Genomic DNA, 13,707 nt, shown 5'->3' on the forward strand with positions numbered 1-13,707 from the left:
TGATGCGAGGGGGAAAAAGGGAAAAGGTCAGCGGGTGGGCGGCGCATCGAGCTTCTCGACGCGTCCGGTCACCAGCCACAGGGCGAGCAGGGAAGCGGGCACCAGCGCCGCCACCAGGATGAAAATGGGTGCATAGGAGTCGCGGGTCATCACCGGCACCAGCCAGGTGGTGATCAGCGTGCCGGCCACGGCGGCCATGCCGCCCAGCCCGGCCAGCGAACCGACGGATTTGCCGTTGAAGATGTCGCCGGGCAGGGTCTGGATGTTGCCGATGGCGATCTGGAAACCGAACAGCACGAAGGCAATGGTCACCACCGCCCACACCGGGTCGGTGGCCAGCACCGCGCCCAGCAGGGCCGGGGCCATGATCGCGCCGCCCAGGGTGATCACCCATTTGCGTGCGCGGTCCACGCTCCAGCCGGCCCCGATCAGCCGCCCCGACAACCAGCCGCCGCCCAGGCTGCCGATCATCGCGCCCACGTACGGCACCCAGGCAAAGATGCCGATCTGCTTGATGTCGAAACCGAAGGTGTCGGCCAGGTAGATCGGCAGCCAGGACACGAACAGCCACCAGATCGGATCGATGAAGAAGCGCGTGGTGAGGATGCCCCAGGTCTGCCGGTGGCCCAGCAGCTGGCGCACGTTCGGCACGTATTCGACCTTGGGCACGGCCGGCTGTTCGGCCGGCGCATCCAGGATCAGCGCACGTTCGGCCGCGCTCACCCAGGGATGCTTGTCCGGGCCGGCGCGGTAGATGATCAGCCACGGCAGCAGCCAGACGAAGCCGATGGCGCCGATCAGGATGAACGTGCCGCGCCAGCCCAGCCACAGGAACAGCACCGCGATCAGCGGCGCGGAAATGATGGCGCCGATGGACGCGCCGGCATTGAACACACCCTGGGCCAGGGCGCGCTCGCGGGCCGGGAACCATTCGGCATTGGCTTTCACCGCACCGGGCCACGCGCCGGCCTCACTGATGCCGAGCATGGCGCGCACGATGCTGAAGGACAGGATCGAGTGGGTCACCGAATGCAGCGCGATCGAGATCGACCACACCGCAATCGACAGCGCAAAGCCCATGCGGGTGCCGATGATGTCGAACAGCCGGCCGAACACGAACTGGCCGGCGGCGTAGAACAGCATGAACACCGTGACCAGCAGCGCGTAGTCTTCCTTGGTGGCGCCCACGTCCTTGGAAATCTGCGGCCACATCACCGCCAGTGCGTTGCGGTCGATGTAGTTGATCACCGTGGCCACCGCGATCAGCGCCACGATCAGCCAACGCACGTAGGAACGGGTTCGGGTGGTCAGGTTCATTTGCCGTCCTTGCCGGTGGCGGTATCGAAGCGCTTCCAGCCACCACTCCAGTTCCAGCGTTGGCCGTCGGCGCTCACCTCATGGCTGGCGCCCTTGGACGGGTCATCGGCGATGCCCAGCGCCACGCGCTGGCCACCGGCCAGGTCCAGCACCAGCACGCTGGCGTCCTTGCCACGGTAGTGGGCCAGGCGGTCGATGCGGCTGTTGGCGCCGCGTACGGTCTCGGCGGTGCCGTCGTACTGGCCATGCGGTTCGAGCACCCCGTAGAAGGTGGTGGACGCCTGCCCATCCACGCGCTGCAGCAGCAGCGGTTCGCGGCGCAGGTTGAAGGAGGGATCGTTTGCACCGCTTTCGCCGATCAGCGCCCGAGCCGGCGCGGTACTGCCGAAGCGGTAGGTATAGAAGCGCCCATCCAGCAGCCAGGTCAGGCTGCGCGCCTCGGTGCCCGGTTCGCTGGAGGCATCCACCCACACGTGCTGGTAGCCGTTGGCCTTGCCCAGCACCGGGCGCGTGGCCACCGCCGACTCCGCCTTGAAGCCCACGTCCATGATGTGGCCGTTGAAATGCAGCGGCAGGTCGTAGCGGGCTGGCTTGCTGCCATCCACGCGCAGCAGGTCCAGCACCACCGGCTGGCCCAGCGACGGGTGCGAAAGCAGTGCCTGGGTGCGGGTGAAGCTCACGCCGTCGTAGGCACCGTCCATGCGCGCCGACACAATCTGGGTGTCGTCGGTCACCGCGAACAGCAGCGGGGCAGGGGCCAGCGGCTGGCCCTGCTTCCAATCGCCGCCGAAGTGGCTCTGTTCGTTCACCACCAGCGTGTTGTGCGCCAGCGTCTGCCGCGCCCAGCTGGTGTTCTCGGGCAGGTAGATGCCGCCCGCCTTCGCTTCGATGTTGAGGAAGCGGGCCGCGCCGTAATCGGTGACCACGCGCTGGCCGTTGTCATAGAACAGCCAGTTGAGCTTGTCGAAGTGGCCGTGGCCCATGCCCTGCTTGGTGTTCTTCATCACCAGTGCCTGTCCGTCTTCGCCGCCCATGCGCAGGATGGCCAGCGCGCCTTCGGTGCCGTCCGGGCCGTCGCGCAGCAGCGTGGGTACGAAGGCGTAGGGCCTGGCCTTGTTTTCAGCCAGCGCCTTGGCCACCTGCAGGCCTTCGGGCGAGAGCAGCACGCGCTTCTGCGACTGGGCCACCGACAACAGGCGCGCATCGCCGGTGTTGGCGTAGGCGATGTCGATGCCCGCCACCAGCTCTTCGGTGTCCAGGCCCTTGTCCAGGATCGCGTCGTTGATCGGGATGAAGTAGCCGCCGTAGCTGCTCTGTACCAGTGCATCCACTGCCTTGAGCAGCACCCCGTCGCGGCGCTTGAAGATGCCGCGTTCGGGTTCGTTGCGCTGTACCGCGTTGGCGAACAGGATGAAGGGCGCCAGCGCATAGCGCTGGTAGTAGGGGCCTTCTTCGTAATAGCCATCCGGCGAGAACAGCTGGTCCACCTGCTTGAGGAAGCCGGCGTTGCCATCGCGCCTGCTGCCCTTCAGCGCCTGGTCCACCAGCACCGGGTCGCGCAGCACGTAGCCGGTCATGCCGGTGGCGGCCACTGCCCAGGTCGCGTGGTTGTGGATCTTGTCGAAGTTCTCCGGGTTGCCGCTCAGGAACTGCGCCATCGGCCGGAACACGTTGTCGTCGATGGTGCGGCGTTCGTCGGCGCGGAGGCTGTCGCGGATCGCGTCGTAGCCCTGCACCGCGTTGACCAGCCACACCGAATCATTGAGGGTCTGCCAGAACAGACGCCCGGGAATCTGCCCGCGTCCTTCCGGGTGGGCGCCCAGACCGGGGTACAGCTTGGCGTAGCCAAGCAGCACATCGCGCGCGAAGTCCGCATACGCCTTGTCGCCGGTCAGCCGGTACAGCGCGCCCGCGGCCTGGATGGCCTGGTAATTGCGCTTGTGCTGTTCGTGGGTGTAGCCGCCGCCCTTGTCCCTGGGCACCGGCACGTCGATGCCGGCTTTCATCATCGCGCGCACCAGCTTCTCGGCACGCGCCTGTTCCTTGGCGAACACCGGGTAGCCGGCGCCATCGCGGCGCATCTGCTCCCACTGGGCGGCGGTGACCAGCACCGGTGCGCTGCCCGCTTCGGCACCGCGCGTGGTCGCGTTGGGCGCCTGGGCCTGCGCGGCGGGCAGCGCGGCGGCGCTGAAAGTGGCCGCCAGCAGCAGCATCAGGGACGTGGAACGCGTCATGGCAAAGTCTCGGCTGGGATATCGGACTGCAGCGCCGCCGTAGCGGTGAACGTGGTGTTGCGCAGGCGCAGGCGTGGCTCGCCTGTCTGATGGGTGAAACGCACCCGGCCGCTGCGCAGCCAGGTGGTATCGCTCAGGTGGGCCTGCTGCACGCCATGCAGGCGCAGGCTGGTGTCGCCCGCGCTGCCCACCTGTTCCAGGTGGCTGCCGCGGAGCACGAAGGCCGGCCCGAAGGTGCTTTCATCGGTGCCGCCACGGTAGAGGTTCACCAGCGGGCCACCGATGCGCTGGAAGATCGAATCGACGACCTCCACCGTTTCGGCGTTGTAGGTGCCCAGGTCGTCGGTTTCGGAGGCGGCGGCGATCACGCTGCCGCTGATGTCGCTCACCGTCACGCCCTGCAGCCGGATCGCCGCGGCGAACGTGCCCTTGCCGGTGTTGATCACATCGAAGGCCTTGTTGCTGGTCAGGTCGTGGATGCGGCTGTTGGCGATCTCCAGCGCGTAATCGAAGGCCTGGCTGCCCGGGGGTACGCGGATCACCGCATTGCCGGCAGCATCCGGCGCCAGGCTGCCGTCGATCTCCAGCCCGGACAGGCGCAGCGAGCCGCCGGGGCGGATCTCGAACAGCGAGGGCCGCGAAAAGCGCAGCGTGGCCTTGCCCTTGGCCGGGCCGATCACGCTCAGCGGGTGGTTCACCGCCAGCACTTGGCTGATGCGGTAGTCGCCGGGTTGCAGTTGCAGGCGGTCGCCCGCTGCGCTCGCCGCCACCGCCGTCACCAGGGTGTCTTCGCCCGGCGTGACGCGGTGCGCGCGACCGCTGTCCAGCGCGGTCCGGGTGACCTGCTTGGGATACCAGCTCACGCCGACCTGATCGCGCGCTACCGGCGCCAGGTCGCGTGGCGCGCCCACCTCGATGCCGGCCGGCGGATACAGCAGGCCATTGGCCGCGCGCTGCAGGGTGAGGCTGCGTCCCTCCACCCCGTTCGGGAAACCGGGCGAGGCCGTTGGGCTCTGCACGTTGCCGCTGAAGGCAATGCCGGAAAGCTCGCCCTGCGTGCGCAGCAGCTCGCCGCTGCCATCGCCGACGAACAGGTTGTCGGCGATCTTGCTGCGCACGGGCATCGCGTTGCGCTCGTCGTCCAGGCCCGCGCCCAGGAACAGGTAACGCGCCTGCACGAAGCTGTTGTGGCTGATCAACGCGTTGTCGACCTGCTCATAGCGGTTCAGTGGGGCATCGCGGGTGCCGGCCATTACTGCCAGCGCCGAGGCAAAGCCATCGCCGGCCACGCCTTCGAAATAGTTGTCGCGCACGATCTGGTCGCGGTTGATTACCCGCACCCCACCGGTATGTGGCTTGCCGTTGCCCAGGAAGATGTTGCGCTCCACCACGTTGCCGTGGCCGTGGCGCAGCACCATCGAGCCGCGCGATTCCCTGAACACGTTGCCGCGGTACAGGTTGCCGCCGGACTTGTTGGAGACAATCTCCACCTCCCCATCGCAGTGCTCGAACCAGTTGTTCTCCACCACCGTGTTGGAGGCCGATTGCGAATCGTGGCTGGTGCCTACGCGGATGGTTTCGCCCCCGTTGCTGCCCAGGTTGGGGCGCGGCCCGAACCAGTTGTGGTCGATGCGGTGGCGGTTGTCCAACCCGCTGGTGGCATTGCGCACCACCACCAGGGTGGTGCCGGCGTTGGTCTTGCCCACCAGCTGGTTGTGGTCGAAGCGATTGAATCTGCCGTACATCGCCACCCAGTTGTCGGACTGGGCGCGGTCGGGCTTGTTGTAGCCATCAATCACGATGCCGGTGACCCGGCTGTGCTCGGCCCATGCCTTGGAGGAACTGCGGAAGCTCACCACCTCGCCGCCCGGCGCCCAGCCATCGCGGAACACCAGGTGGGAGACTTCCAGATAGGCCCCGGCCAGCCGCAGCTGCGACTGCCCGCTCAGGATCACCTTCCCCGGTGTCTGCGCGGTCAGTCGAATTGGTTGACCAATTGTGCCGGTCCCCGTCAGCAGCAGATCCACGTCCCGCCACACACCATCCGCCAGGATCACGGTGTCACCGGCCTTCAAGCCCTTGGCAACAGCAGCGTACCCAGCAGCGTCATGCACCAGATGGTCAGCCGACCAGACAGCGCCAGGCAGCAGCGCCAGTGCCAACCCCGTTGAAAACCATTTCCCGTGTCGGGCGGCGGGTCCCGGGCGCGTGGCTACGCGCTCAATGCAATGACGCCCGCCTTTCATGGGGCGCGGACCCCACCCAAGCCAACGCCGTACCGCCTCACTCACACCCACATCTTGTTGCTGTGCCACAGGCTAACCCTCCCAGATCACCTTAGACCCCAACGCGAGTCCGGATGGTAACAGCCTCAGGCGCGACAACGTCAACCAAAATCACATACCACTTTAGCCGTAGCTGGTAAGCCATTTGCGCAAATATCTGCTGCATACGCACATAAAAGTGACGGAAACTGGTCTAGGAGGATGTGCGGGGTAGATTTTAGTACCAATTGATTGACATTGGTCCTTCAACCGTGAATCTTCCGGATCGAATCCGTGTATTCGGACGATCCATCCTGGGAGGGAGATCACGATGTTGCATGACCGCCGTACGGCCTCGCCACGAGGCTTCCGCCACACCGCGCTGCACAGCGCGCTGTTCTATGCCCTGTGCGCGACCGCGGCCGTGCCGCTGGCCCACGCCCAGGACGCTGCCCCAGCTACCGCCCCGGCGCAGGCCACCACCCTGGACCAGGTCCAGGTGACCGGCACCCGCGGCACCATCCAGACCTCGATCGACAAGAAGCGCGATGAGACCGTGGTATCCGACGTGCTCTCGGCCGAAGACATCGGCGACCTGCCGGCGCTGTCCATCGGCGAAGCCATCGAAACCATCACCGGCGCGTCCACCCATCGCGAGAAGGGCGGCGCCTCGGAAATCTCGATCCGCGGGCTGGGCCCGTTCCTGGGCTCATCCACCTTCAACGGCCGCGAGGCGACCAACGGCAGCGGCGACCGCTCGGTGAACTTCAACCAGTTCCCCTCGGAGCTGATCAACACCGTGGCCATCTACAAGACCCAGCGCGCCGACTTCGTCGAAGGCGGCACCGCCGGCACCGTCAACATGGAAACCGTCAAGCCGCTCGAGTACGGCAAGCGGACCTTCCAGCTGGATGGGCGCGGCACCTGGCAGGAATACGACGACCGCCTCAAGGACGGCGACGGCGTGGGTTGGCGCGGTACCGCCAGCTACATCGATCAGTTCGACTTCAGCGGCGGCGGCAAGCTCGGCGTCTCGCTTGGCCTGCAGGCGCTTGAAGGCAGCAACCCGGAGGAAATGTTTTCCAGCAGCACCACCTGGGCGGCCTGCGATGGCCGCGAAGTGGTCGGCGCCACCCGCAACTGCACCCAGGTCAACGGCAACGACGTGGCCAATGGCGTGCCGTACTACCTGGTGCCCGGCAGCCGCCTGTACCGCCAGTTCATCGAACACGACAAGCGCGATTCGCAGTTCGGCGCGCTGCAGTGGCGGCCCAATGACGCGGTGGAAGTGAACCTGGACTACCAGCACTCCAAGCGCGACTACACCGAAGACCGCTCAGACCTGACGTTGTCATCGATGATGCGCAACCTCAACAACCGCGTGGTCAGCGACGACGGCGCGCTGCTCAGCCACACCGGCAGCACCACCATCGATTCCACCGGCAATTTCCTTGAACGCAAGGAGGAATACACCGGCGGCGGGTTCAATGTGATCGTGCGGCCCAGCGCGGCGTGGATGTTCTCCACGGATCTGTCGTACTCCAACACCCAGCGTTCGCAGATCGAACGCTCCACCCGCCTGCGCGCCGGCCGCACAGACGTCAACGGCAAGCCGGTGGCCGGCATCAAGAACACCCGCTATGTCGATTACACCTACGACTACAGCGGCGACGTGCCCAGCATCTACCTGGATCCGGCGTTCGACGTGAACAACCCGGACAACTTCACCGATTCGGCGCTGATCCGCCGCCGCCAGCAGGACCGCGAGCACACCATCCGCGCCGGCCGCTTCGATGCCGCGTTCACCCCCGAAAGCGGCTTCTTCACCGCGCTCAAGGGTGGCCTGCGCCGTTCCGAAGCGACCTACACCGACTTCACCGACACCGTGGATGTGACCACCACCAATGTCGCCGCGATCCGCGCCGCCAACCAGGCCTGCCGCCAGGCCTTCCCGCAGGATGATTTCCTGGCCAACGCCAGCGGCAACACCATCGACCAGTGGGCCACCTTCGACAGCCGCTGCCTGTTCAAGGCTTTCACCGGGGTGGACGACACCGGCCTGAGCGCGGACGTGCGCGACCCGGCCAACAATGATGTGACCGAGAAGACCAGCGCCATCTACCTGATGGGCGACTACAGCAGCGAGTGGTTCGGCGTGCCGGTCACCGGCAACATCGGCGTGCGCTGGGTGCACACCGACGTGCGTTCGATGGGCCTGCGCAGCGGGCTGGACGTGGTCAACAATCCCGACGGCACCGTAACGCTGCGGCCCACCGGCGATTTCACCCGGCAGGTGCTCAAGGCCAGCAACAACGAATGGCTGCCCAGCTTCAACGCCGCCTTCGAACTGCGCCCGGACCTGCTGCTGCGCGTGGGTGCCTACCGCGCGATGTCGCGGCCGGACCTGGCCGCGCTCGGCTACGGCCGCAGCTTCAACCTGGATGAAGTAGATGCCGAGTTCGGCAGCGTGGCCGATGCGCTGGGCAACATCACCGCCACCGGCAACCCGCGCGCCACCCCGCTGATGTCGTGGAATGCCGATGTCTCGCTGGAGTGGTACGCCAACGCCGATTCCATGCTGTCCACCGCCGTGTACTACAAGCAGTTCAACGGCGGCTCGGTGCCGGTGGTGGTGGGCGAGAACTTCGATATCGACGGGGTGAGCGTCACCGTGCCCGTTGAGCAGCTGGCCACCAGCGACCAGAAGAGCGACCTGATCGGCTTCGAGCTTACCGGGTCGCACAGCTTCTCTTACCTGCCGGGCATCTTCGCCGGGCTGGGCGTGAAGGCCAGCTACAACTACGCCCATTCCAACTTCAAGACCGAAGACCTGCGCCTGGGCGAGTCCACCGACCCGGGTACCGGCATCGTCACCCCGGGCATCGTGGAGCCGGCCAACATCTTCGGCCTGTCCAAGCACGTGGCCTCGGCGCAGGTGTACTGGGGCCTGGGCAAGCTGGACCTGCAGGCCATCTACAAGTACCGCTCCGACTACTACCAGCAGTTCGTCGGCGACCCGGCGCAGAACCGCTACGTGCGCGACAATGGCGCGCTGGACTTCCGCGCCACCTACAAGGTGAACAAGCACCTGTCGGTATCGCTGTCGGCCAGCAACCTCACGGACGAGCCGCGGGTGTCGGATATGCCCATCCTGGGCAGCTTCCGCGAGTACACCACCTACGGCCGGCGGTATTATCTGGGGGTACGCTACCGTTTCTAAGCGCAACTCCGGTTCCCAGCCACCGTACAGCCAGGCCTTGAAGATGTCCGAACCCCGCCTTTACCAGTCCATTGCCGCTGAAATCGTCGCGCTGATCGAGAAGGGCGAATTCCCGCCCGGCTCGCGCCTGCCCGGCGAACGCGACCTGGCCGAACGGCTGGGGGTGAGCCGGGTAACGGTTCGTGAAGCGGAAATTGCCCTGGAGGCGCAGGGCCTGATCACCATCAAGACCGGCTCGGGCGTCTACGTGAAGGCACGTCCGGCGGCCGCCCCTGGCGCGCTGCCGGATGTATCGGCCTTCGACCTCACCGCCGCCCGCGCGGTGATCGAAGCCGAGGCGGCGGCCATGGCCGCCAGCCGCATCACCGATGCGGAAGTTGAGATGCTGGAAGGGCTGATTGCGGCAATGACCGACCCGGCCTCGAGCGAGGCGGCGGCCAGCGAGGCTGACCGCCAGTTCCACCTGGCCATTGCACGCATTGCCGGCAACCCGGTGGTAGAGCACTGCGTGCAGCTGATCTGGCGCATGCGCAACGAATTGCCGCGGGTGCGCCAGGTGTATGCCAACGTGTGCCACAACGACGGCGACACCCGCAACGACGAACACACCGCCATCCTCGATGGCCTGCGCCTGCGTGACCCGGGCGCGGCGCGCACGGCGATGCGCAATCACTTCCAGCGGCTGTTCGAATCGATGCTGGAAGCTACGGAAAATGAGGCGCTGGCAGAGATCCGCCGGCGCACCCAGCAGGACCGGGAACGGTTCCTGGCGGCTACCGCCCGTTGAGGGATCCAGCCACGCCCTGCGTGGCTGGCGCAATCACTCCCCCTGGTACTGCTTCTCTTCCACCAACTGCGACCCGGCAATGCGGTTGATCTCGTTCTTTACCTTCACCCGCTCGCCATTGGTGCCATAAACACCGCGCGCCAGCTGGATGAACTCATCGTCGAACACCTGCGCCGCTTCCTTGTCGCGCAGCTGGTCCTGGATGTCCCACATCCGCACGTTGATTTCCTTGAGCTGGGTTTTCAACGCATCCAGGCCTGGCTGCGCGGCCAGCTGTTCCTGCCACAGCGGCAGCAGTCCCTCCAGCTCGGTACGCACGTTGGCGACCTTGCCCGCATCGGTGATGCGCTCGGCCTTGATTTCCAGGATGGTGATCTTGTCGATCAGCTCGCCAATCGATACCGGGGTCAGGATCGCGTCCACGCCATTCTCGCTGCAGGTCAGTCAGGGGCGCCATGATAGCGCGGGCCGCCTGAAGGTCTGGTGGGCAGCTTTTACGCCGAATTTGCGCGCCACGCCGCTACGCCGCATGGCGCCTTTACGGGCGCGCTCACCACACTGTGCGCTTCAACGGCTCGGCCGTATTCTGGAGTGGTGCACGTGGTGGCAAAGCAGGAAACAGGGCGCGCAGTGCGCCGGGTGAGCGGCGTGGTACTTGGCCTGGCGCTCAGTGGTTCGGCGCTGGCAGGCGTGGATGGCAACGCCACGTTGACCTCCGACTATGTCTGGCGCGGCAGCTCGCAGACGACGGAAGATCCCACCGTGCAGGCCGGGGTCAAGCTCAGCAGCGAATCGGGCTGGTATGCCTCGGTCTGGGGCTCGGGCGTGTCGTTCGAACCGGATGCCGGTGCACGCAGCGAGTTCGACATCGTCGCCGGCTGGAGCGGTGCGCTGGCACCGGATTGGGCGCTGGACGTCAATCTCACCGATTACCGGTACCCGTCCACCGACGTGGACCTGGACTGGACCGAGCTCAACAGCACGCTGACCTGGAAGGAGCGCTACTGGGTGAGCGTCGGTGCTTCCGATGATGCCCTGGCCAGCGGCCGCACCGGCACCTACGCCCAGCTGGGCGCACGCGTACCGCTGGGCGAGCAGTGGCGCATCGAGGGCGCGCTCGGCCAGTACTGGCTCGACAGCGCGTACGCCGAAGATTACCTGCACGGCCAGCTCAGCGCCATCTGGAAGGTGCACGGCCCCTGGGAGCTGCGCCTGACCGCGCACGACACCGATCGCGCCGCCAAGCGCCTGTTCGGCAGCAACGCCGGCTCCCGGGTGGAATTCGCGGTGCAGACCACGTTCTGAGGTGCGGGCGGTGATTGAAACCGCGCCTCTTCGCCAACGGTCATGCCTTACCGGGGTACCCACCCGCGCGTGCGGTCGATAGGGATGCGACCCTACCGGCGTCGCCCATGCCGCATCGCCAATGCGCACCGACCAGAGCCGGTGCGCAAAAACCTGCACGTCGGCGCGCCGGAAGGGTAGGGTCGGGTCCCAAACGACCGCCGATACGGTCAATCGGCCCTTTAACGCATGGACCGAAAACGAAGCACCGCCTTACGCCCCGCGAACGCGCAGCGTCAAACCCTTCAGGAAATTACGCAGCAGCTGATCGCCGCACGCGCGGAAATTCTTGTGATCCGGCTGCCGGAACAACGCCGACAGCTCCGGCTTAGACACCGGGAACCCCGCGCTCTCGAAGATCGAATGCATGTCCACATCCTTCAGTTCGAACGCCACGCGCAGCTTCTTCAGCACCAGGTTGTTGGTGATGCGCTTTTCCACCGGGCGCAGCGGCTGGGTTTCATCGCGGCCGCGGAACTGCACGATCAGCCCATCCAGGAAGTGCGCCAGCGTGCGGTCGTCGCAGGCCACGAACCCTTCCTCGTCTTCCTTGCGCAGCCAACCGGGCACATCGGCCTTGTCCACCACGAATGCCGGGTCGGCCAGGGCACAGATTTCCGCAATCTTTCCGTCGCTCAGGTCGAGCATGTAACGGATGCTGCGCAGTACATCGTTGTTGATCATGAGACGTCCAATACCGCCTACGCGGCTGCGTGGCTGGCTGCCATTTTACCCCCACCAGCCGCCGGACCCCGAAAAGGCCCGTTCGGGCTGTCATCTGGCTGCCATGAAAGTGAAGCACAGTGCGCTCCTCGGGCATCAACAGGCAGTGGAGCAGGCAATGCGCAGGTGGCAGGTTCTGGCGGGTGTGGGCATGATCTGGCTGGCCGCAACGGCCTCGGCCCAGGCACCGTATGTGGCGATTGAACAGCGCGTGGACCCGCAGCAGTTGGCCGAAGTGGGGCTCACCCCCGCCCAGCTGCAGTCCCTGAACCGCCTGCTGCGCGAGGCCGAGGCCCGCGCCCCGGCGCCGGCCCCGGTGGCCGCCGCAGTCGCCCCGGCCGCGCTGCCCGGCGCGCCCACCCCGGCCCCGATGTTCCCCGGCCTGGACGATGGCCCCATCCATGCCAGCGTCACCGGCCAGGTCGATGGCTGGCAGCCGGGCACCGTGTTCACCCTCGACAACGGCCAGCAGTGGCAGGTGCTCAAGGGCGAGATGAAGCTCAAGCCCGGCCGCAGCAATCCGCCCATCGTGGTGGTGCCGGGCATTGCCGGGCGCTGGTTCCTGCAGGTGGATGAAGACCTGCCCAAGGCCCGGGTGTTCCGCATCCGCTGATTCCGCCAGCCCCCGCCAACACAGCGCGGCGCAGGGTGCGAAAATGGTCGGGAATTCCACGGAGACCCCCGATGACCCGTACCGCTCTGATCACTGGCGCCACGTCCGGCTTTGGCGCCGCCGCCGTCCATCGTTTCGTCCAGGCCGGCTGGCGGGTCATCGCCACCGGGCGCCGCGCCGAACGGCTGCAGCCCCTGGTTGAAGCATACGGCCCCGAGCGCGTGCATGCTGCCGTATTCGACGTGCGCGACAGCGCCGCCATGGAAGCGGCCCTGGCCGCGTTGCCGGGCGCGTTCGCCGACATCGACCTGCTGGTCAACAACGCTGGCCTGGCCCAAGGTACCGCTCCGGCCCAGAGCGCCTCGCTGGAAGACTGGCGCACCATGATCGACACCAACGTCACCGCGCTGGTCACGCTCACCCATCGCCTGCTGCCGCAGCTGGTGGCGCGCAAGGGCGCCATCATCAACATAAGCTCGGTGGCGGGCGTGTACCCGTACCCGGGCGGCAACGCGTATGGCGGCACCAAGGCCTTCGTCAGCCAGTTCTCGCTGGGCCTGCGTTCGGACCTGCACGGCACCGGCGTGCGCGTGACCACCATCGAACCGGGCATGGCCGAAACCGAATTCACCCTGGTGCGCACCCACGGCAACCAGGCCGCCTCGGACACGCTTTACACCGGCGCCAACCCGATGACCGCCGAGGACATCGCCGAGCAGATCTTCTGGGTGGCCAGCCTGCCGGCACACCTGAACATCAACCGCCTTGAACTGATGCCGGTCAGCCAGTCGTTTGCCGGCTTCCAGGTCGCGCGCGACTGATCAGGCTGCCGTCCATACCGCGAGCTCGTACCCATCGGGGTCGCGGAAATGGAAACGGCGCCCGCCCGGGAAGTCGAAGGCCGGCGTGGAAATGGCTGCACCGGCCTTTTCCACCCGCGCTTGGCTAGCCTCCAGGTCATCGGCGTACAGGATCACCAGCGGGCCGCCAGCGCGTACCGGCCCATCGGTGGTGAAGCCACCGCGCAGGCGGCCGTCGTTGAATTCGGTGTAGCCCGGGCCGTAATCGGTGAAGGTCCAACCGAACACCTCGCCATAGAACGCCTTGCTGCGGGCGATGTCGGACACGTTGAACTCGATGTTGTCGATGCGGTGGTTGTTGCCGTCTGAACTGCCCATGCCTGCTCCGTGCTGAGGGTTAGGCGC

At 66.4% G+C, this 13,707-nt stretch carries 11 protein-coding genes; 5 read left to right on the plus strand and 6 right to left on the minus strand.

Annotated features, from left to right (window positions below; genetic code table 11):
- Positions 1-27 precede the first annotated feature (27 nt).
- The 3 genes from ACTJI4_RS14240 to ACTJI4_RS14250 are packed head-to-tail and all read right to left on the minus strand — an operon-like array spanning position 28 to position 5,713.
- On the minus strand, positions 28-1,317 hold the full coding sequence (locus ACTJI4_RS14240; protein ID WP_392924370.1) for an MFS transporter: 1,290 nt from the start codon (positions 1,315-1,317) through the stop codon (positions 28-30).
- Positions 1,314-3,551, minus strand: coding sequence for an oligoalginate lyase (locus tag ACTJI4_RS14245; protein ID WP_440869712.1), 2,238 nt, complete (start codon positions 3,549-3,551; stop codon positions 1,314-1,316). The genes ACTJI4_RS14240 and ACTJI4_RS14245 overlap by 4 nt, the downstream gene beginning before the upstream one ends.
- Positions 3,548-5,713 carry a chondroitinase-B domain-containing protein gene (locus ACTJI4_RS14250; RefSeq protein ID WP_440869713.1) on the minus strand — a complete coding sequence of 722 codons (2,166 nt, stop codon included), beginning with the start codon at positions 5,711-5,713 and terminating at the stop codon, positions 3,548-3,550. Before ACTJI4_RS14250 ends, ACTJI4_RS14245 begins: the two co-directional genes overlap by 4 nt.
- 433 nt (positions 5,714-6,146) lie before the next feature.
- Between ACTJI4_RS14250 and ACTJI4_RS14255 the strand changes: the two genes are divergently transcribed.
- Both ACTJI4_RS14255 and ACTJI4_RS14260 read left to right on the plus strand, forming a co-directional pair.
- Entirely contained in the window at positions 6,147-9,035 is a 2,889-nt protein-coding gene (locus tag ACTJI4_RS14255; protein ID WP_440869714.1) for a TonB-dependent receptor, read from the plus strand.
- Between the two features lie 43 nt (positions 9,036-9,078).
- Positions 9,079-9,822 (plus strand): FadR/GntR family transcriptional regulator, encoded by a 744-nt coding sequence (locus ACTJI4_RS14260; protein WP_068854509.1) that lies wholly within the window; start codon positions 9,079-9,081, stop codon positions 9,820-9,822.
- A gap of 33 nt (positions 9,823-9,855) precedes the next feature.
- Here ACTJI4_RS14260 and ACTJI4_RS14265 read toward each other — a convergent pair whose 3' ends face one another.
- Positions 9,856-10,245, minus strand: a complete 390-nt coding sequence (locus ACTJI4_RS14265) for a DUF6165 family protein (protein ID WP_392924359.1) — start codon at positions 10,243-10,245, stop codon at positions 9,856-9,858.
- 177 nt (positions 10,246-10,422) lie between these two features.
- Between ACTJI4_RS14265 and ACTJI4_RS14270 the strand changes: the two genes are divergently transcribed.
- Positions 10,423-11,127: a TorF family putative porin gene (locus tag ACTJI4_RS14270; RefSeq protein ID WP_440869715.1), complete on the plus strand. Its 705-nt coding sequence runs from the start codon at positions 10,423-10,425 to the stop codon at positions 11,125-11,127.
- A 252-nt stretch (positions 11,128-11,379) separates the two neighbouring features.
- Here ACTJI4_RS14270 and ACTJI4_RS14275 read toward each other — a convergent pair whose 3' ends face one another.
- A complete protein-coding gene (locus tag ACTJI4_RS14275; protein WP_440869716.1) occupies positions 11,380-11,850 on the minus strand; it encodes a DUF1456 family protein in 471 nt (156 codons plus the stop codon).
- 157 nt (positions 11,851-12,007) lie between these two features.
- Between ACTJI4_RS14275 and ACTJI4_RS14280 the strand changes: the two genes are divergently transcribed.
- Together ACTJI4_RS14280 and ACTJI4_RS14285 are read left to right on the plus strand one after the other, a co-directional pair.
- Complete coding sequence (locus ACTJI4_RS14280; protein WP_392924354.1) at positions 12,008-12,502, plus strand: hypothetical protein; 495 nt, start codon at positions 12,008-12,010, stop codon at positions 12,500-12,502.
- A gap of 71 nt (positions 12,503-12,573) precedes the next feature.
- Complete coding sequence (locus ACTJI4_RS14285; RefSeq protein WP_440869717.1) at positions 12,574-13,323, plus strand: SDR family NAD(P)-dependent oxidoreductase; 750 nt, start codon at positions 12,574-12,576, stop codon at positions 13,321-13,323.
- On the opposite strand, the gene ACTJI4_RS14290 is transcribed toward ACTJI4_RS14285, so the two are convergent.
- A complete protein-coding gene (locus ACTJI4_RS14290) occupies positions 13,324-13,680 on the minus strand; it encodes a VOC family protein (RefSeq protein WP_392924348.1) in 357 nt (118 codons plus the stop codon).
- Positions 13,681-13,707: the final 27 nt, after the last annotated feature.

This window comes from Stenotrophomonas sp. 22385 (genome assembly GCF_052045085.1).
GTDB lineage: Bacteria > Pseudomonadota > Gammaproteobacteria > Xanthomonadales > Xanthomonadaceae > Stenotrophomonas.

Coding starts and splice junctions, on each gene's coding strand:
- ACTJI4_RS14240 (WP_392924370.1), bottom strand. CDS start 1,317: ATGAACCTGACCACCCGAACCCGTTCCTACGTGCGTTGGCTGATCGTG.
- ACTJI4_RS14245 (WP_440869712.1), bottom strand. CDS start 3,551: ATGACGCGTTCCACGTCCCTGATGCTGCTGCTGGCGGCCACTTTCAGC.
- ACTJI4_RS14255 (WP_440869714.1), top strand. CDS start 6,147: ATGTTGCATGACCGCCGTACGGCCTCGCCACGAGGCTTCCGCCACACC.
- ACTJI4_RS14260 (WP_068854509.1), top strand. CDS start 9,079: ATGTCCGAACCCCGCCTTTACCAGTCCATTGCCGCTGAAATCGTCGCG.
- ACTJI4_RS14275 (WP_440869716.1), bottom strand. CDS start 11,850: ATGATCAACAACGATGTACTGCGCAGCATCCGTTACATGCTCGACCTG.
- ACTJI4_RS14280 (WP_392924354.1), top strand. CDS start 12,008: ATGCGCAGGTGGCAGGTTCTGGCGGGTGTGGGCATGATCTGGCTGGCC.
- ACTJI4_RS14285 (WP_440869717.1), top strand. CDS start 12,574: ATGACCCGTACCGCTCTGATCACTGGCGCCACGTCCGGCTTTGGCGCC.
- ACTJI4_RS14290 (WP_392924348.1), bottom strand. CDS start 13,680: ATGGGCAGTTCAGACGGCAACAACCACCGCATCGACAACATCGAGTTC.